General features: G+C 63.2%; 18 protein-coding genes. 13 read left to right on the forward strand and 5 right to left on the reverse strand.

From position 1 onward, the window contains the following. Nucleotides 1-207: 207 nt before the first annotated feature. The 3 genes from A9K65_RS35045 (at nt 208) to A9K65_RS00990 (ending at nt 2,986) form a co-directional block, all read left to right on the forward strand. Entirely contained in the window at nt 208-384 is a 177-nt protein-coding gene (locus tag A9K65_RS35045) for a hypothetical protein (protein ID WP_157678442.1), read from the forward strand. Nucleotides 385-1,309: 925 nt separating this feature from the next. Next, nucleotides 1,310-1,705: a response regulator gene (locus A9K65_RS00980; protein ID WP_064992967.1), complete on the forward strand. Its 396-nt coding sequence runs from the start codon at nt 1,310-1,312 to the stop codon at nt 1,703-1,705. 780 nt (nt 1,706-2,485) lie between these two features. Then, nucleotides 2,486-2,986 (forward strand): MmcB family DNA repair protein, encoded by a 501-nt coding sequence (locus A9K65_RS00990; protein ID WP_050596417.1) that lies wholly within the window; start codon nt 2,486-2,488, stop codon nt 2,984-2,986. Nucleotides 2,987-3,000: 14 nt separating this feature from the next. On the opposite strand, the gene nhaA is transcribed toward A9K65_RS00990, so the two are convergent. The 5 genes from nhaA to A9K65_RS01015 all read right to left on the reverse strand — a co-directional run bounded on the left by nhaA (nt 3,001) and on the right by A9K65_RS01015 (nt 9,679). Beyond that, nucleotides 3,001-4,209, reverse strand: a complete 1,209-nt coding sequence (gene nhaA / locus A9K65_RS00995) for a Na+/H+ antiporter NhaA (protein WP_063171102.1) — start codon at nt 4,207-4,209, stop codon at nt 3,001-3,003. Nucleotides 4,210-4,271: 62 nt separating this feature from the next. After that, a complete protein-coding gene (locus tag A9K65_RS01000; RefSeq protein WP_013528072.1) occupies nt 4,272-4,835 on the reverse strand; it encodes an ActR/PrrA/RegA family redox response regulator transcription factor in 564 nt (187 codons plus the stop codon). Between the two features lie 85 nt (nt 4,836-4,920). Next, a complete protein-coding gene (locus tag A9K65_RS01005) occupies nt 4,921-6,252 on the reverse strand; it encodes an ActS/PrrB/RegB family redox-sensitive histidine kinase (protein ID WP_013528073.1) in 1,332 nt (443 codons plus the stop codon). A 26-nt stretch (nt 6,253-6,278) separates the two neighbouring features. Next, entirely contained in the window at nt 6,279-8,741 is a 2,463-nt protein-coding gene (gene hrpB, locus A9K65_RS01010) for an ATP-dependent helicase HrpB (protein WP_063171101.1), read from the reverse strand. A 47-nt stretch (nt 8,742-8,788) separates the two neighbouring features. After that, nucleotides 8,789-9,679 carry a DMT family transporter gene (locus A9K65_RS01015; protein WP_063169899.1) on the reverse strand — a complete coding sequence of 297 codons (891 nt, stop codon included), beginning with the start codon at nt 9,677-9,679 and terminating at the stop codon, nt 8,789-8,791. Between the two features lie 28 nt (nt 9,680-9,707). On the opposite strand from A9K65_RS01015, the gene A9K65_RS01020 reads away from it, so the two are divergent. From A9K65_RS01020 to dhaM, 10 genes are all read left to right on the forward strand, one after another. Further along, nucleotides 9,708-10,397 (forward strand): PIG-L deacetylase family protein, encoded by a 690-nt coding sequence (locus A9K65_RS01020; RefSeq protein WP_063171100.1) that lies wholly within the window; start codon nt 9,708-9,710, stop codon nt 10,395-10,397. A 277-nt stretch (nt 10,398-10,674) separates the two neighbouring features. Continuing rightward, a complete protein-coding gene (locus A9K65_RS01025) occupies nt 10,675-12,006 on the forward strand; it encodes an ABC transporter substrate-binding protein (protein ID WP_027164284.1) in 1,332 nt (443 codons plus the stop codon). A 109-nt stretch (nt 12,007-12,115) separates the two neighbouring features. After that, nucleotides 12,116-13,063 (forward strand): sugar ABC transporter permease, encoded by a 948-nt coding sequence (locus tag A9K65_RS01030; RefSeq protein ID WP_013528078.1) that lies wholly within the window; start codon nt 12,116-12,118, stop codon nt 13,061-13,063. Further along, nucleotides 13,060-14,010, forward strand: a complete 951-nt coding sequence (locus A9K65_RS01035; RefSeq protein ID WP_013528079.1) for a carbohydrate ABC transporter permease — start codon at nt 13,060-13,062, stop codon at nt 14,008-14,010. The genes A9K65_RS01030 and A9K65_RS01035 overlap by 4 nt, the downstream gene beginning before the upstream one ends. After that, on the forward strand, nt 14,007-14,213 hold the full coding sequence (locus A9K65_RS01040; RefSeq protein WP_013528080.1) for a hypothetical protein: 207 nt from the start codon (nt 14,007-14,009) through the stop codon (nt 14,211-14,213). Before A9K65_RS01035 ends, A9K65_RS01040 begins: the two co-directional genes overlap by 4 nt. Nucleotides 14,214-14,215: 2 nt before the next feature. Beyond that, a complete protein-coding gene (locus A9K65_RS01045) occupies nt 14,216-15,328 on the forward strand; it encodes an ABC transporter ATP-binding protein (protein ID WP_013528081.1) in 1,113 nt (370 codons plus the stop codon). Continuing rightward, a complete protein-coding gene (locus A9K65_RS01050; protein WP_064992965.1) occupies nt 15,321-16,334 on the forward strand; it encodes an ABC transporter ATP-binding protein in 1,014 nt (337 codons plus the stop codon). The genes A9K65_RS01045 and A9K65_RS01050 overlap by 8 nt, the downstream gene beginning before the upstream one ends. Nucleotides 16,335-16,388: 54 nt before the next feature. Continuing rightward, complete coding sequence (locus tag A9K65_RS01055) at nt 16,389-18,032, forward strand: dihydroxyacetone kinase subunit DhaK (protein ID WP_064992964.1); 1,644 nt, start codon at nt 16,389-16,391, stop codon at nt 18,030-18,032. A 72-nt stretch (nt 18,033-18,104) separates the two neighbouring features. Then, on the forward strand, nt 18,105-18,707 hold the full coding sequence (gene dhaL, locus A9K65_RS01060; protein WP_064993041.1) for a dihydroxyacetone kinase subunit DhaL: 603 nt from the start codon (nt 18,105-18,107) through the stop codon (nt 18,705-18,707). After that, nucleotides 18,704-19,093, forward strand: coding sequence for a dihydroxyacetone kinase phosphoryl donor subunit DhaM (dhaM, locus tag A9K65_RS01065; protein WP_013528085.1), 390 nt, complete (start codon nt 18,704-18,706; stop codon nt 19,091-19,093). Before dhaL ends, dhaM begins: the two co-directional genes overlap by 4 nt. The last annotated feature ends 18 nt before the right edge of the window (nt 19,094-19,111 follow it).

Here is a 19,111-nt window from a genome sequence, read left to right on the forward strand (position 1 = left end):
CAGCGGGCCGCGACACAGAACCAAGTGAGAGAAAGGAGGATGCGTCATGTGGTTCATGACCCGGAGAATACCGGTAGCCGCCTGACGGCGGTTCACCCTGCCCCCTTCCACAAGGGGTAAGAGCGAAAGCGTCGGGGCGTCCATAGCCTTCGGCGCTTTCGTGCGCTCGTATATCAAATCTGACAGATTCAGTCTAGGTTTACCGCCATGCCCGACAAGAAGCCGCAGATCGAAAAATTCCGCGAAGCGGCGCGCGAACTGAAAACCGATCAGTCAGACGCGGCTTTCGAAGCCGTTCTGGACAAGATCGCCCACGCGTCGAAGCTCACCAATGAACAGATAAAGGAACTGGTGCGCCGCAAGCGCGAACAGGCTAAGGACTGACCGAAAGTGCAGGCCTAAACGACTGACCCCGGGAGCATATCTCAGGAAGCAGACGCTTCGAGACAGAGGCCGACCCGGGGTTTACGTGGGTACATATATAGAACTTGGCGTTAAGGACAAGTGAACAATTTGCGAACGGATGCAATTAACGAGTCATCGGTTAAGACCCTGAGTCTCAGTCGGCTTAAGAAATATCTTGCCGCATGTGACAACGATCTCTCAGCCGCCCTGTCCGCCTATGAGCGCAATGCACGGCTCTCGGAGGCCTTCTACACGCCTTTGCAGTGTGTGGAAATATGCCTACGAAACACGATCCATTTCCGAATGTCGGAGGTTCATGGGGCGGATTGGATGACGAACGGCGGGCCACCCTTATCCGAAGCCTCAAAGGTAATGATTAGCGAAGCTGTTGCAGAGCTACGGAAGGAAGTCGATTGGCCTTCCAACGATGCGATTGTATCTGAACTGAAGTACGCATTTTGGGTTGGCCTTCTAGGGCCAGGATACGACGATAACATTTGGCGTAAGACTCTGTTCGCTGGCTTTGCCGTAGGCCGGAGGCGAGGTCGCGGGGCTGTGCATCACCGCTTTAACGTGATCCGTCGCTTCCGAAACAGGATCGCGCACCATGAGCCGATTTTCCATCGCGACTTACCCCAGCTTCACGCCGAGCTTCTCGAAGCAATAGGCTGGATGTGCGCTGACACCTGCGCGTGGACGGCACATGTCAGCCGTGTTCTCATTGTTCACGCGGAAGCCTGAGAGGCCTGTCTGCAATCGATCTATCTTGCGGTAATGGCGGTCTCTTACGGGGCCTGTAGCCATTCCCCTACGGCTGGGTAGCGCCAGTCCGCTATTCCACTTTTGGCTAATGGAACCAAATCCCGGTTAAGCCCTTATCGTGCGCGAACTGAGGGGTTAACATATGTTAATCGGGTCGGTGCTGGTCGTTGAGGACGAACCTCTAATCCTGCTTGACGTCGAGACGGCGTTGCAGGAGGCCGGTTTCGAAGTGGTGGCGGTTACGAACGCGGCGGCCGCGATTGCCGCTTTCGATGCGGAGCCTGAAAAGTTCAAAGGTCTCATCACAGACATTCGCTTGGGCGCGGGGAAAAACGGATGGGAAGTCGCCAAGCATTTGCGGCAAGCCAACCCAACCCTACCTGTGGTCTACATGAGCGGCGACAGCGCCATCCATTGGGGCTCCGAGGGTGTCCCGGAAAGCGTGATGGTACAGAAGCCGTTCTTCATGCCCCAGATCATAACGGCGCTGTCTACGCTGCTAAATGCACTGCCAGTTAACCGGCCAAATTCGGAGTAGCGTCAGTGCTCTCAACTCAAATATTGCGCTGCACAATTATTTGCGCGTTGCAATATTTTAGTTGAATTACTCTTCAGTAAGAATCCACAAAGACTCAAAACGCGATTTCTGCTAGTTCTTGATTCGTTGAAACAAAAGGAATCGGAGTCTAAAATGTCTAAAGTTACGCCATTTCATTCAAAATTGCCCGGTACGAGCGTGCACCACGACAACAATCAGTGCACGGAAGGCAACAACATCGAAACGAAGAACCGGGTTTCCGGCACTGGCGGCTTGCCGAAGTGCGACCACTGCAAGCGCTTGTCGTAATTACGACTGGGCCTTTTTGGCGAAAACCATCTCCCAAAGAGGCCCAGTCAGTTCCCCGTCATCGACTGTCCATATCCTACGAAGAGATAGCACTGGCAGTCCGTGAGCCGCCGCTATCGCGAAGGCCCTAAACCCTTCCCCCTTACCGCCGAAGAAGCGAATAGTCGGCTCCGGGAACACATGCCCTTCCCCGCCTTCGCACGATTCCGAGGTCTCGATTCCCTCACTCCGCAAGACATGCACATAGGGCGCAATCCCTGCATCCATGGGCATATCCAGCTCAAGGCCATATGACCTTTGGGTCTCTTGATTCATTCCGCCAAACGCTGGCGATTGATCGCGGTTCCTTGGGATGAGAGTTGCCGGCCTGTCGAGGATCATATTCCTACCTATTGGTTGGGTTTGTCAACCAGATAATCGCCTGCATAAAACAGGTTCAAACCGTGAACAGAATCTGGCATGGTGCCTGGCATGCCGATCATCTCGCCCATCCCCATCAACCCTCTCATCGACGGTCGCCAGTCCGAACGCGCCATGCTGGTGCGACGCGGTGTGCAGCGGCTGCTCATGGATATGGGCGCGCATGTCTTGCCCGAACTGTCGTTGGCCACCGGCCGCCGTGCCGACCTCGTCGCTTTGACCCGGCAGGGCGATATCTGGATCATCGAGATCAAATCCTCGATCGAGGATTTCAGGGTCGACCGCAAATGGCCCGACTACCGGCTGCATTCCGACCGCTTCTTCTTCGCCACCCATCCCGGCGTACCCTCGGAGATCTTCCCGCACGAATGCGGCTTCATCCTTTCCGACGGCTATGGCGCCGAGATCCTGCGCGATGCGCCCGAGCACCGCATGGCAGCGGCAACGCGCAAGGCGCTGATGCTGCGGATCGCGCGGGCCGGCGCTTCGCGGCTGCTGGCGGCGGAGCTTGCCGGCGTGTCGGTGCCGGCGCTGGAGGGTGAGAGCGAGTAGCGGCGTCCTTCACTCTATGACCGGCTCTCCTCTTCGCCGTCCTCCACGCCACCCCTAGCGGACGCCATGAGCAGCACGGCAGCGCCCAGGATGGCGGCGATGAAGGAGCCGGCGAGGATGCCGACCTTGACCGCGTCCTGCAGCGCCACGTCGCCGGCGAAGGCGAGCAGGCCGATGAACAGGCTCATGGTGAAGCCGATGCCGCACAGCAGCGATATGCCGATCATGTGCGTCCAGCCGGCATTGGCGGGTAGGTCGGCAAGACCGAGCCTGATGGCAAGTGCCGAGGAGCCGAACACGCCGACCAGCTTGCCGACAACCAGGCCGGCGGCGACACCCAGCGTCAACGGCTCGATCAGCGCGCCAAAGCTCAGGCCGGCGAGCGAAACGCCGGCATTGGCAAAGCCGAAGATCGGGATGACGACGAAAGCCACAATCTTGTGCAGGCCGTGCTCGAGCCGGTGCAGCGGCGAACGGTCCAGATCGTGACCGATCCCGGCGGAGCGCTCAAGCGGGATGGTCAGCGCCAGCGCCACGCCGGCAAGCGTTGCATGGACGCCAGATTTCAGCACCAGAACCCACAGGACGACGCCCAGAACGAGATAGGGCACAAGCGTCATCACCCGCATGCGGTTGAGCACGACAAGCGCGGCAATGATTGCGAAGGCGGCACCCAGATAAGCCAGCGACAAGCCGCTGGTGTAGAAGATGGCGATGATGATGACGGCACCGAGGTCGTCGATGATGGCCAATGCTGTGAGGAACACCTTCAGCGAAGCCGGCACGCGGCTGCCGAGCAGCGACAGCACGCCGAGCGCAAAAGCTATGTCGGTGGCGGTCGGGATCGCCCAGCCGGACAGGGCGGCCGCATTGTTGCGGTTGACGGCGACATAGACGAGTGCCGGAACCAGCATGCCGCCGGCGGCGGCGATGCCGGGCAGCACGCGCCGAGGCCAGGTGGAGAGCTGGCCGTCCAGCATCTCGCGCTTGATCTCCAGCCCGACGAGCAGGAAGAACACCGCCATCAGCCCGTCATTGACCCAGTGCGAGACGCTGAGCGGGCCGAGATAGGCGTGGAGCACGGAGAAATAGGTTTCGGCGAGCGGCGAGTTGGCGACGATCAGGGCAAGCGCCGCCGCCGCCATCAGGATGATGCCGCCGGCCGCTTCGCTATCGAGAAATTCGCGGAAGACGGAAATCGGCCGCTGCTTCAGATCCTGCATGTCGCCTCCGTCATGCCGCCTGTTTCGGCGGGTTTCAATCGGCAAGATGGCAAACGGTGGCCTTAACGCGGCGCGCGCTTTGCCAGTATGCGCTGCAAGGTGCGACGGTGCATGTTGAGCCGGCGCGCTGTCTCGGAGACGTTGCGCTCGCACATCTCATAGACGCGCTGGATATGCTCCCATCGGACGCGGTCGGCCGACATCGGGTTTTCCGGCGGCGCCGCGCGCTCGCCGGCGGTGCGGGTGAGTGCGGCGAAGATATCATCGGCGTCGGCGGGCTTGGAGAGATAATCGACCGCACCGAGCTTCACCGCGGTCACCGCGGTGGCGATGTTGCCATAGCCGGTCAGGATGATGGTACGGGAATCCTCGCGCTTTTCGCGGATGGCCGCGACCACGTCGAGGCCGTTGCCGTCGCCGAGCCGCATGTCGACCACGGCGTAGGCGGGCGGATTGGCGCGCGCCTTGGCAACCGCCTCCTCGACGCTCTCGGCCGTCTCGACCACGAAGCCCCTGGCTTCCATGGCGCGGGCCAGACGCGTGAGGAACGGCTTGTCGTCATCGACGACAAGCAGCGAGGTGTCCTCGCCTTCAACCATTGCGCCAATATTCTCGTCGCCTGTCATAGTCTCAAAATTCCTGCTGCCTTAATTTTACGCAAATATAGTTCCTGAGCCTCCTTGTCCAATTTTTAGAGGTCCTTCAAGGCTCTCAGGCAGTGTCGAACATGCTGGCCGAAGTGATTTCCGGATTGAGGAACACACCACGCGGCCACGATATCTGGACCATGGCGCCCTCGCCCAGGCCACTCGAATTGCGGAAATCGAGCACGGCACCAGAGCGTTCGAGCAGGGTCTTGGCGATGAACAGGCCGAGGCCCAGACCACCGCCGGTTTCATTGCCCTGGCGCGTCGACATATAGGGCTCGCCGATGCGGTCGATGATCTCGGCCGGAAAACCGGGGCCGTCATCGACGATCGAGAAGGTGACGGTGGCCTCGTCCCAGCTCCAGCGCACGGTGACGCTTTTGCGGGCGAAATCGACCGCGTTCTCGACCAGGTTGCCGAGGCCGTAGATGACGCCCGGATTGCGCTGCCCGACCGGCTCGGGGCCGATGCGTTCGCCGGGCCGAAGCTTGATCGAGATGCCGAAGTCCCGGTGCGGCGCGGTGACCTCCTCGACCAGCGATGTCAATGGCAGCCGCGAAAGATGCGCCTCACCCTCCGAGGACAGGCTGGTCAGCCGCTTGAGAATCTCGCGGCAACGCTCGCTCTGCGAACGCAACAGCGTCACGTCTTCCCCGTATTTCGGATCCTTGCCGAGCGCCTTTTCCATCTCCTTGGCGACAAGCGCGATGGTGGCGAGCGGCGTGCCGAGCTCGTGCGCGGCCGCGGCGGCCAGCCCGTCGAGCGCCGAAAGGTGCTGCTCGCGCTGCAGCACCAGCTCTGTTGCGGCGAGCGCATTGGCCAGAAGCCGGGCTTCGGCGGCCACCCGGAAGGCATATATGGCGGTGAAGGCGATCGAGGACAGCACCGCCATCCACATGCCGGCGACATAGAGAAAAGGCATGGCCAGCGGCGCATCCTCATGCCAGGGCAGCGGCAGATGGACAAAGACCAGAAAGGTCGCCGCCGACATGACCAGCCCGCCGAGGATGGCAGTCAGGCGCAGGGGCAGCGATGTCGCCGAAATGACGACAGGCACGGTCATCAGCAGCGAGAACGGATTGGTGAGGCCGCCGGTCATGTAGAGCAGGCCGGCAAGCTGCAGGCTGTCGAAGATGAGGATGCCGAAGGCCGCAAGCGGCGTGAGCCGGTGCGCCGCCGGAAAGCGAAAGGCGAGAAACAGGTTCATCCAGGCCGAACAGGCGATCAGGGCAAAGCAGAGGCTGACCGGCAGCGGAAACTTCAGCCCATAGGCGACGACGAGCACCGCCAGGCTCTGACCGACAATGGCAAGCCATCGCAACCGGATTAGCGTGTTGAGGCGCAGTCTCTGGCTCTGCTGGAAATCGGGCGAACGCAAAACGTTGATCATGGCCATGAATTACAGCCGCGAAGCTCCAAAGGCTAGGTCCCGCGCGGCTTGGCCCTGGCGGTGGCGGCGGCGAGCAGCGGGTTTTCCGGCCAGACATGCTTGGGATAGCGGCCGCGCATGTCGGCGCGTACGTCGGCCCAGGAGCCGCGCCAGAAGCCGGGCAGGTCGCGCGTCGTCTGGATCGGCCGGTGCGCCGGCGACAGGAGTTCGAGCGTCAGCGGCACAGTGCCATTGGCGATGGCGGGATGCCGGTCGAGCCCGAACAGTTCCTGCACGCGAACCGCCAGCACCGGCCATTCGCTGTCATAGCGGATAGGCACATGGCTGCCGGACGGAGCGTCGAAATGGGTTGGCGCCAGCGTATCGATCCTGCGCTGCAGATCATGCGGCACGAGGCTGGCCAGTCCGGCCGAGACAACACCCGCATCGATGGCGGCAAACGATGCCGCGCCGGCGAGGTAAGGCAGCAGCCAGTCGTCGAGGCGCTCGACGAGGGCGTCATCCGCCATATCTGGCCATGGCGCGCCCAGGCCGCGATGCAGCCAGCCAAGCCGCTGGCGCAGCGTTTGCGCCTCCTTGCTCCAGGTCAGCAGCGACAGCCCGTGCTGGCGCACGGCATCGAGGACGGCGCGGTCGGCGTCGGCCCCCGTTGGCGGCGGCAGCATGCGCTCGGCGAGCGTGATGGCGCCAAGGCGCACGGTTTCACGCACACGCACGGCGCGCTTGTCCCGATCGAAGCTCGTTTCACGGCGCGCCTCGATCCTGTCCGCCAACGCGACACGGACATCGTCCTCGCCGATCGCCGCTGCCGCCGTGATGCGCGCATTCTGTGCCTTGCCCTGCAGGTCGGCGACGACCAGAAACGGCTCGCCCGCCAGCGGGTCGGCGGCGTCGAGCATGGCGCCGGAGCCGTTGGCCAGCACGAAACGGCCGCGCTCGCCGCGCGCCTTCGCCACCCGATCCGGCCAGGCGTGGACGAGCAGGGGACCGCCCGCCGCAGCTTCGCTGCCCTTCGCCCCGCCAGCCTGCCTTGCCAGCCTTTCGGCGAGTTGCTTGGCGGCGGCAGCGCGCGGAGATCTTTCCCCGCGAAAACGCATCAGCCGCCGCTCCAGATCGGCGCCGTCGCCACCGAGGCCGCGTTCGGTGAGGAGCACGGCGAACATTGCCGCCTCGAAGGCATGGCCGCTCCGGGATGCCTCGGCAACCATATGCGCCAACCGCACCGGCAGAGCGAGCTTGCGCATCGCTGCACCCGCCTCCGTCAGGCGCCCCGTGTGGTCGATGGCATCCAGCGCGCGCAGTAGCCCCCTTGCCTCATTGAGGGCCGGAACAGGCGGCGGATCGAGAAAAGCAAGCGCTGACGGATCGGCAACGCCGAAGGCAGCACAATCGAGCAGCAGTCCGGACAGATCGGCCTCAAGGATTTCCGGCGGCGTGAAAGCAGGAAGTGCAGCCGTTTGCTCGGCCCGCCACAGCCGGATGGCGACGCCTGGCTGCGTGCGCCCGGCACGGCCGGCGCGCTGGTCGGCGGAAGCCTTGCTGACACGCACGGTCTCCAGTCGGGTCAAGCCACTGGCCGGCTCATAGCGCGGCAGCCGCGACAGGCCGGAATCGATGACGACGCGCACGCCGTCGATGGTGATCGAGGTTTCGGCTATCGAGGTGGCCAGCACCACCTTGCGGCGGCCCGATGTTGCCGGCTTGATCGCCGCGTCCTGCGCCTTGCCGTCCAGCATGCCGTAGAGCGGGACGATGTCGGTATCGGTGCCGACCTTGCCGGCCAGCCGTTCGGCGGTGCGCTCGATCTCGCGCTGGCCGGGCAGGAAGGCAAGGACGCTGCCGCTCTCGTCGGCAAGAGCGGCGCGGATCGCCTTGGCCATCGCGTCCTCGATGGCGATGCCGGCCGGCCGTTCGTCATAACGGATATCGACGGGAAAGGCGCGACCCTCGCTTTCGACGACCGGCGCGCCCGACATGAGTTTGGCGACGCGCGCGCCGTCGAGCGTCGCCGACATCACAGCCAAGCGCAGATCCGGCCTGAGCGCCCCCTGCACGTCGAGCGCCAGAGCGAGACCGAAATCGCCGTCGAGCGAACGCTCGTGGAATTCGTCGAAAATGACAGCCGAAACACCGGGCAGTTCGGGATCGTCGAGGATCATGCGCGCCAGCACGCCTTCGGTGACGACCACGATCCTGGTCTTTGCCGAAATGCGGTTTTCCATGCGCATGGCGTAGCCGACGGTGGCGCCGGGTTCCTCACCAAGCAACTCAGCCATCCGGCGAGCGGCGGCGCGAGCGGCGAGGCGGCGCGGTTCAAGCAGGATGATCTTGCCGGCGCCGAGCCAAGGCGCGTCAAGCAGCGCCAGCGGCACCAGCGTGGTCTTGCCAGCGCCGGGCGGCGCCACCAGCACGGCGCTGTCGCCATCGCCAAGCGCTTCCCTCAGCGCCGGCAGCACGACGGACACAGGAAGCTCCGGCAGGGGTTTTGTGGTCATGGCGCCCGCATATCAGCGGTTACGGCCACGGCGCAACCAGAGTCGGTTCAAAGCCGGGTACGCGAAAACGGGTTCCAGCGCACGGTCCCCAGCCGCGCTTCCTCACGCACCATGGTCAACAGGCCGGCGCCGCCAACGACCGCCAGGCCAACCAGCGACAGCCCGTCCGGATATTCCTGGAAAAACAACGCGCCGAGGATCACCGCCCAGGCGATCTGCGAATAATGCGTCGGCGCGACCCGGTTGGCAGGCGCGTATTTCATGGCCAGCAGTTGAAGGAATTGTCCACCTGCTGTGAAGGCACCGGCCGCCGCCAACCACAGCAACTGCTTGCCGTCGGGAACGGTGAACGAGGTGGCGGCGGCACCGATGCCGTTGAACAGCAGGCCGTAGCCGACCAGCACGCCGAGCATGGTGGTGCGCTTTTCCTGCTGCGCCAGCGAGCGCATCAGGATGACGCTGGTGGCGGCGAGGAAGGCAACACCGAAGGCGGCAAGGTGGCCGAGATTGAGCTCGCGAAAGCCCGGCCGCACCACCAGCATGACACCGGCGAAACCGGCGACCACTGCCAGCCAGCGCCAGGGGCCGACCTTCTCCTTGAGGATCACCGTGGAGAGGATGGTGACGCAGAGCGGCGCCAGGAAGATCAACGCATAGGACTCGGCCAGCGGAATGGTGGTGAAGGCGTAGACACTGAGCACGCCGGAAGCGATGCCCGCCCAGGCACGCGCCTGCACCGCCCATGGCCTTCTGGTGCGCCAGAAATCGCGCCAGCGTTCGCCCGCGGGCCGCGTGAAGAACAGGAAGAAGCCCGCGAACAAGGTTATGAAAAAGCCGATCTCGAAGATCGTGAGCTGACCGCCCAGGCTTTTGACAACGGCATCGCTACCCGAATAGCTTGCGTAGGCGATCAGGGCGAGCAGGATTCCGTTCGTCACGTTGTTCCAATTCCGGGGAGAGAGTGGTTTGAAAATCCTGGCGCTCGGTGCGCATCCGGACGACATCGAGATCTTCATGTTCGGTACGATGGCCGCCTATGCCGCGCAAGGCGCAGAACTCACTTTTGCCATGGCCACGGATGGTGCTAGGGGCGGCACAAGTGATCCCGCTGTTCTCGCTCGTGTCCGTCGCGACGAAGCAACGGCCGCGGCCGCGCTGGTAGGCGCAGTGCCACGCTTCCTCGACTTCCCGGACGGCGAGCTGGTGGCCGATGCAGCGCTGATTGGAGCTCTGAAAGCACTGATCGGTCAAATCGGCCCGGATCTGGTGATCACGCATGCGCCCAACGATTATCATGCAGACCATCGCGCGCTGTCGGACGGCGTTCGTATCGCGGCGTCTTTCGCCGTCCCAGTGCTGCATGCCGACACGATGGGCGGCACCGGTTTTTCGCCGACGCACTATGTCGACATTTCCGCCCATGCCGACGTCAAGGCCGTGGCGATCCGCATGCATCAATCGCAGGATCCCGACCGCTTCGTCGACATTGCGCGGACACAGAACGCCTTTCGCGCCGGCCAGTGCAACGGCGCGCAAGGCTCATCGGCCGAAGCCTTCCGTTTTGAACCGTCGTTCCCGTTCGCCGATATCCGCGCGCTGCTGCCGCCGGCGCCGGCGATCCGCAAGGTGATGGTGAGCACCAGAAGGGTAGATTGAAAGCCGAGGTTGCCCCACGTCCCGGTCAGAATCGGCCTGAACAGCTTCGGTAAGCCAGCCAGCGACCCGCGCTTTTCCCAACGTTTTCAGACATCGCCATAAGCATGCTGCGGCGCAGCAACGAATTCGCTTGCCTTGTTTAGTAAAAATTGCATCACTAAACAAATTACTAAACATCTGCAGTGTAACCGCGCAGCCATGTTTGGGCCCCTGAGGAGAGGGGTTGAGGGCTTTTTGAAACCGTCATCCGGGCGCGTTTCGCAAATGGGAGGAAGTCATGAAATCGAGCTTGAAACTGGCGTTGGGACTGACCTCGGCAATCACGGCGTCGACAGCCGTCGCGAACGTCGCGCACGCTGAAGACCTGACGCTGTGCTGGGCCGCCTGGGACCCGGCCAACGCGCTTGTCGAACTGTCCAAGGATTTTACCAAGGAAACCGGCATCGGCATGAAATTCGAGTTCGTGCCGTGGACCAACTATGCCGACCGTTTCCTCAACGAGCTCAACTCGCACGGCAAACTGTGCGACCTGATCATCGGCGACAGCCAGTGGATCGGTGGCGCCGCCGAGAACGGCCACTACGTGAAGCTGAACGACTTCTTCGACAAGGAGAAGATCAGCATGGACGACTTCGTGCCGGCAACCGTCGTCGGCTATTCGGAATGGCCGAAGAACACGCCGAACTATTGGGCGCTGCCGGCCATGGGCGACGTCGTCGGCTGGACCTACCGCAAGGACTGGTTCTCCAAGCCGGAGCTGCAGAAGGAATTCAAGGAGAAGTACGGTTGGGACCTCGGCCCGCCAACCACTTTCGACCAGTTGAAGCAGGTCGCCGAGTTCTTCCAGAAGCGCGAGATCGACGGCAAGACCGTCTATGGCGCCTCGATCTACACCGAGCGCGGCTCCGAAGGCATTACCATGGGCGCCATGGACGTGCTCTACAGCTATGGCTTCCAATACGAAAACCCCAAGAAGCCCTACGAGATGGAAGGCTTCGTCAACTCCGACAAGTCGGTGAAGGGGCTGGAATTCTACAAGGCGCTCTATGATTGCTGCACGCCGCCCGGTGCCTCGAACAGCTACATGGGCGAAGGCGTCGATGCCTTCAAATCCGGCCAAGTGGCGATGCACATGAACTTCGCCTTCACATGGCCGGGCCTGCAGAAGGACGAGAATGTAGGCGGCGACAAGATCGGTTACTTCGTCAACCCGAAGGGTCCCGACGGCGAGCAGTTCGCCCAGCTCGGCGGCCAGGGTATCTCCGTGGTGTCCTATTCCGACAAGCAGGAGGCGGCGCTGAAATACATCAAGTGGTTCGCCAACAAGGACGTGCAGGCCAAATGGTGGTCGCTCGGCGGCTATTCGTGCCTCAACGCGGTGGTCAAGGATCCGAAGTTCCCGGCCAGCCAGCCCTATGCGCAGACCTTCCTCGACTCGATGGCAATCGTGAAGGACTTCTGGGCCGAGCCGAGCTACGCCCCGCTGCTGCAGGCTTCGCAGAAACGCTTCCACGACTATGTCGTCGCCGGCCAGGGTTCGGCCAAGGATGCGCTCGACGGCCTGGTCAAGGACTGGACCCAGGTCTTCCAGGACGATGGCAAGATGTAACCAGCTCCTCCCGAGCTAAGCCAAGCATCCCGTGCCGCCCCTTGGCACGGGATGCAGTTCAGATAAATTCCATGACAGAGACGACCAAGTGACCGAAGCAGGACTCACCATGCTCAATCGGACCGCGGAGAACGTTGCCCGGGCGACCCCGGAACCGTTGGCCCGCAAGGTCCGGGGCATCAGCGACAAGGGCCTCGCCTGGCTGTTCATCTCGCCGACGATCCTGTTGCTGCTGGCCATCAACATCTTCCCGCTGTTCTGGGCGATCTATCTGTCGTTCACCAACTACCGGGCCAACCGCCCGAACGAGGTGGTGAAAAATCTCGGCCTTGCCAACTACCAGCGCATCCTCGGCGACAAGGACATCTGGATCGCCATGCAGACGACCGCGCATTTCGTGTTCTGGACGATCCTTTTGCAGACGCTGATCGGCTTCACGCTGGCCTGGCTGATCGACAGGAAGTTCCGCGGCCACGCTTTCTGGACGACGCTGATCCTGGTGCCGATGATGCTGTCGCCGGCGGTAGTCGGCAATTTCTGGCGCTTCCTCTATGAGCCGCAGATCGGCCTGTTTGCCTATGCGATCTCCTTCGTCACGAGGATCCCGCCGACCGATATTCAGATGCTCTCCAACGTGTCGCTGGCGCCCTGGTCGATCATCATCGTCGATACCTGGATGTGGACGCCCTACGTGATGCTGATCTGCCTCGCGGGCCTCCGCTCCATCCCCGAATACATCTACGAGGCGGCCGAGGTCGACCGCGCCTCGAACTGGCGGCAGTTCTGGTCGATCACGCTGCCGATGGCGCTGCCCTTCATCATGCTGGCTGTGCTGTTTCGCGGCATCGAGAACTTCAAGATGTTCGACATGGTCAATCTGTTGACCGGCGGCGGGCCGGGCTCGACGACCGAGGTCGCCTCGATAACGCTGAAGCGGCAGGCTTTCGAAAGCTGGCGCACCGGTTATTCCTCGGCCTTCGCCATCATCCTTTTCGTGGCGGTGTTCGGCCTGGCCAACATCTACGTCAAGGCGCTCAACAAGGTGAAGCAGAGATGAGCCTGACCACAGCCCATTCGGTCGTCGCACCGAGCAGCAACTCGAAACGGATCGCCGGCACGATCATCGTGCTTTACGCACTGATCTCGATCGTGCCGCTGCTGTGGATCTTCGCCACCAGCTTCAAGACGCCGCCGGATTCAATCGCGTATCCGCCCAAGATCCTGTTCCAGCCCAGCCTCGAGGGCTACTGCAATTTGTTCACGACGCGGACCCGGCAGACGCCGGAATACATCAACTCGCTGGGCCCGGCGACGGGCTTCTGCGACGAGACCACGCGCAAGCGCAACATGGTGATCGCCGGTCCGTCCAATTTCCTGCCGCGCTTCGTCAATTCGCTGATCATCGCCTTCGGTTCGACCTTCTGCGCCGTGTTCCTAGGCACGCTGTCGGCCTACGGCTTCTCGCGCTTCAAGGTGCCGCTCGCCGACGACCTCCTGTTCTTCATCCTGTCGACCCGCTTCATGCCGCCGATCGCCGTCGCCATTCCGATCTACCTGATGTACCGCGAGCTTGGCCTGTCGGACACCGCGCTCGGCATGATCCTGCTCTACACGGCGGTCAATGTGTCGCTGGCTGTCTGGCTGCTGAAGGGCTTCATCGACGAGATCCCGCGCGAATATGAAGAAGCGGCAATGATCGACGGCTACACGCGGCTGCAGGCCTTCTGGCGCACCGTGCTGCCGCAGGCGACGACCGGCATAGCGGCGACCGCCATCTTCTGCCTGATCTTCGCCTGGAACGAGTATGCGTTCGCAGCGCTCCTGACCTCCGGCACGGCGCAGACCGCGCCGCCCTTCATCCCGACCATCATCGGCGAAGGCGGCCAGGACTGGCCGGCGGTCGCGGCCGGCACGACGATCTTCCTGGTGCCGATCCTGGTTTTCACCATCCTGCTTCGCAAGCAATTGCTGCGCGGCATCACCTTCGGCGCGGTGCGCAAATGAGCTTGACCAAGCCTGGAAACCGCAAATCGCGCTGGCCGGCCTGGGCACGGCGCGGGCTGATGGAAAACATCGCGACAGCGCTGATCGCCATCGGCTTCCTGATGCTGTTCCAGCCCTTCGCGCTGTCGCTCTACACCTACTCCTTCATCACCATGCTCGCTGGCACCGTGATGTTCATCATCGTCTCCAAGTTCCCGGAATAATCATGGCCGAAATCCGTGTCCAGCACCTGAGAAAGGCTTTCGGCGATTTCGTCGCCGTGCAGGATTCCAACTTCGTCGTCGAGGATGGCGAGTTCTTCGTCATGCTCGGCCCGTCCGGCTGCGGCAAGACGACGACCTTGCGCATGATCGCGGGGCTTGAGCTGCCGACCGGCGGCCAGATCCTGCTCGGCGGCGACGACGTCACCATGCTGCGGGCCCGCGAGCGCGACATCGCCTTCGTCTTCCAGCTGTTCGCGCTCTACCCGCACATGAATGTGCGCAAGAACATCGGCTTCCCGCTGCTGGCGCAAGGCATGCCTTCGGCCGAAATCCGCACGCGGGTCGAGGAAACGGCGAAGCTGCTGCGCATCGACCATCTGCTCAACAAATCCGTCTCCGGACTTGCCGGCGGCGACCGCCAGCGCGTCGCGCTCGGCCGCGCCATCGTGCGGCGGCCAAAATGCTTCCTGATGGATGAGCCGCTGGGAACCCTTGACACCGAATTCCGCGATTTGATGGTCCACGAGCTGCGCGAACTGCACAACCGCATCCATGCCACGACGGTCTATGTCACGCACGACCAGATGGAAGCGATGTCGATGGCCGACAAGATCGCGGTGATGAACCATGGCGTCATCGAGCAGTTCGGAAGCCCGCGCGAAATCTATGACCGCCCGGCGACCATGTTCGTCGCCGACTTCATCGGCTCGCCACCGATGAACTTTTTGGGATTTGGCGGCGGGCTCGCCAAGGGCGCCAGGGAGATCATCGTGCAAGGCGCGAAGGTCGCGGTGCCGGAGGTGCGCGAGGACATCGCACCTGGCGACATGGCGCTCGGCATCCGCCCTGAACACATCCGCTTCGACGACGCCTCAAAATTGCGCGGCGCCATCTACGGCACCGAATATCTCGGCACCACGCAGATCGTCGCGGTGGAGACGGCGGATGGCATCATCAAGGCACGCGTACCGGCCGAAATCAGGCTCGCCACCGGCGACCATGTCGGCCTGACGCTGAGCAGCGCGCGGCTGTCGCTGTTCGAGAAGGGATCGGGCCGCGCGGTGAGAACCGCGATCCACGATGTCGCCTCGGAACGGAGGGCCCAGCATGGCTGAGGTGCACATCAAGAACGTGACCAAGAGTTTCGGCGACCATGTCGCCGTCGACGGCCTCGACCTGCACATAGCAGATGGTGAATTCGTCGTGCTGCTCGGGCCAACCGGGGCCGGCAAGACGACGACGCTGCGGCTCATCGCCGGGTTGGAACGGCCGGACAGCGGCACGATCGAGATCGGCGGACACAATGCCACGACGCTGTCGCCGGCCGAGCGCGACACCGCCTTCGTCTTCCAGCAATATTCGCTCTATCCGCATCTGTCGGTGTTCGACAATCTCGCCTTTCCGCTGCGCTCGCCGGCGCGGAAAATGCCGGAAGACCAGATCCGCCGCCGGGTCGAGGAGGTGGCGAAGATGGTGCGCATCCATCACAAGCTCGCCAACCGCTCGACCAAGCTTTCGGGCGGCGAAATGCAGCGCGTCGCCATCGGCCGCGCGCTGGTGCGCAAGCCTTCGATCTATCTGATGGACGAGCCGCTGTCATCGCTCGACGCCAAGCTGCGGGCGGATCTGCGGCTCGAGCTGAAGCGCATCCAGACCGAGCTCGGCGCCACCATGCTCTACGTCACCCACGACCAGATCGAGGCGATGACGATGGCAGACCGCATCGGCATCCTCACCGAGGGCGTGCTGGTGCAGATCGGCTCGCCGCGCACCATCTATTCAGAGCCGGCAAACCTGCATGTCGCGGCGAGGCTCGGCCAGCCGGCGATCAATCTTCTGCCGACCGGGCTGCTGCCTGACGGCGGCGCACCGGCCGGCACCAAGACGATCGGCGCGCGCACCGAGCATCTGACGATCGCGAAGGCCGCGAATGGCCATGCTGACGGCGTTGTCGACTGGGTCGAGCATCTCGGTGACCAGAACCATTTGCATGTGACGGTAGGCACCAGGAAACTGGTGACGCTGACCGATCCCGACACGGATCTGGCGCAGGGCGACAAAGTGGTGATCCGCTACCGGGCGCCGCTGTATTTCGGCGCCGATGGACAGCGATTGATGTGAGCGGTTTTCGGTGATTCAGCACCGGTTTTGACTTTGCCAGTACAGGACGAATCGATGAAGCACTTTTTCAATCGCAGGGAAACGATCGTCACCGAGGCGCTGGACGGCCTGCTACGAACCATTGGCTCCGGCGAACTCGCGCGCCTCGACGGCTATCCCGAGATCAAGGTCGTCCTGCGCGCCGACTGGCACAAGACGAAAGTCAGTATCGTCTCCGGCGGCGGGGCCGGGCACGAGCCTTCACATGCCGGCTTCGTCGGCAGGGGCATGCTGACGGCGGCGGTTTCGGGCGAGATCTTTGCCTCGCCAAGCGTCGAAGCGGTGCTGGCGGCCATTCGCGCGGTCACCGGCCCGGCCGGCTGCCTGCTGATCGTCAAGAACTACACCGGCGACCGTCTCAATTTCGGCCTGGCGGCAGAGAAGGCGCGCGCCGAAGGGTTTCGTGTCGAGATGGTCATTGTCGCCGACGATATCGCTTTGCCTGACATCACCCAGCCGCGCGGCGTTGCTGGCACCTTGTTCGTGCACAAGATATCAGGCCACCTGTCGGAAGCCGGCCACGATCTGGCTGAAATCGCGGCAGCGGCACGGGCGGCGGCCAAGGACATCGTTTCGCTCGGCATGTCGCTGTCGTCCTGCTCGATCCCGGGCCAGCCGAACGAAGACAGATTTGGCGAGAACGATGGCGAACTCGGCCTTGGCATTCACGGCGAGCCGGGCGTCGAGCGGATTTCGGTGCAGAGCGCCGACAGGCTGGTGGCGATCATGGCGGAGCGCCTTGCGAAGCGGCTTGATCCCAAGGCCACCTACGCCTTGCTGATCAACAATCTCGGCTCCGTGCCGCCGCTCGAAATGTCCGTTATCGCCAATGCGGTGCTTGCCTCGCCGTTGGCCAAAACCATCAAGCTGACGATCGGCCCGGGCCCGCTGATGACGGCGCTCAACATGAACGGCTTCTCGCTGTCGCTGATCCGGCTGGATGCGGCGCGCGAAACCGCCTTGCAGGCGCCGGTCGGCCCGCATGCCTGGATACCGGCAAAGCCGGTTGTTTCACCTGCCGTCGTGCCGATGGCGAAAGCGGCCGGACAAAGCGTGGCACGCAAGCCCAGCCAGGATGCGCGGACTCGGCCTCTTCTCGTTACCATCTGCGAAAGGCTGATCGCGCTCGAAGCGACTTTGAACGGACTGGACGCCAAAACAGGCGACGGCGACACCGGTTCGACGGTGGCGACCGGCGCGCGCAGTGTTCTCGAGCGGCTCGACACGCTACCGCTTGCCGAGCCTGCAGCCACCCTTGGCGCGATAGGCGACATTCTGAGCGCGTCGATGGGCGGCTCCAGCGGCGTGCTGCTGTCGATCTTCTTCACGGCGGCGGCGCAGGCTCTGGGCGGCGGCGCGAGCCTGGCCCAGGCGCTGCTTGCCGGCCTTGAACGGATGACCTTTTATGGCGGCGCCAGAATTGGCGATAGAACCATGGTCGATGCGCTTGAGCCGGCGCTCAAAGCGCTCGACGCGAACGGCCTTGAGGAGGCGGCAACAGCAGCCCGCCATGGTGCCGAGGCCACGGCGGCCATGGACAAGGCAAAAGCCGGGCGGTCGGCCTATGTCGGCAACAAGCTGCGAGGTGTGGTCGACCCCGGCGCTCACGCGGTGGCCGAAGTCTTCGCGGCGGCCGCGGCATTGCAAGAAGCGGCCTGACGTATGCTCCAGTTGTCGAATGACCGTTCTTTCGATACTGCCGGCAAGATGGAAACCGGGAATGCGGGTGACATGGCGGCGTTGAACCTTGCCCGGCTGATCGCGGCCGCCGCGGATACGATCGCCGCGAACGCCGAGGAATTGACGGCGCTCGACCAGGCGATCGGCGACGGCGACCACGGGCTGAACATGAAGCGCGGCTTCGAGGCCGTGCGCGCCGAAGCCGAAGCATTTTCGGCCAAACCGCTGCCCGATGCCCTGAAGGCGATCGGCACCAAGCTGGTGATGACGGTCGGCGGCGCCTCCGGCCCGCTGTTCGGCACCCTGTTCCTGGCACTCGGCAAGGAGATTTCGGCGAAACCCGATCGCGCCAATCTGACGGCGGCGTTCGGCAAGGCGATCGAAGCTGTGGCAGCACGCGGCAAATCGCAGATCGGACAAAAAACCATGCTCGACGTGCTGCAGCCGGTGCATGACGCGCTGCTGCAGGGAAAGACAGCTCTTGAAATCGCCGATATCGCCGACGCCGCGGCCGACGCGACCCTGCCTATGAAAGCCTTGCGTGGCCGCGCCTCGTTCCTGGGCGACCGATCGATCGGTCATATGGACGCCGGCGCGCGCTCAACCGCGCTGCTGGTGCGCACAGTGGCGCACAGCCTCGGGGAAAGCGCATGAGCAATGTCGGCATCGTCATCGTCTCGCATTCGCCGCTGGTTGCCGAGGGCACGGCCGACATGGTGCGGCAGATGGTGGGCGACGAAGTGCCGCTTGCATGGTGCGGCGGAAACGGCCATGGCGGGCTCGGCACCAATGTCGAGGCGATCATGGGCGCCATCGACAAGGCCTGGTCGGAAGCCGGTGTCGCCATTCTGGTCGATCTCGGCGGCGCCGAGACCAACTCGGAAATGGCGGTGGAGATGATCGGCGAGCCACGCTCGCACAAGATCATCGTCTGCAACGCGCCGATCGTCGAAGGCGCGGTGATGGCAGCGACCGAGGCCTCCGGCGGCGCCTCGCTGCGGGAAGTGGTGGCGACGGCACATGAATTGTCGCCGTCGTGAACGAACGGGAATTTTGAA

This window comes from Mesorhizobium sp. WSM1497 (assembly GCF_001672455.2).
Classification (GTDB): Bacteria; Pseudomonadota; Alphaproteobacteria; order Rhizobiales; family Rhizobiaceae; genus Mesorhizobium; species Mesorhizobium ciceri.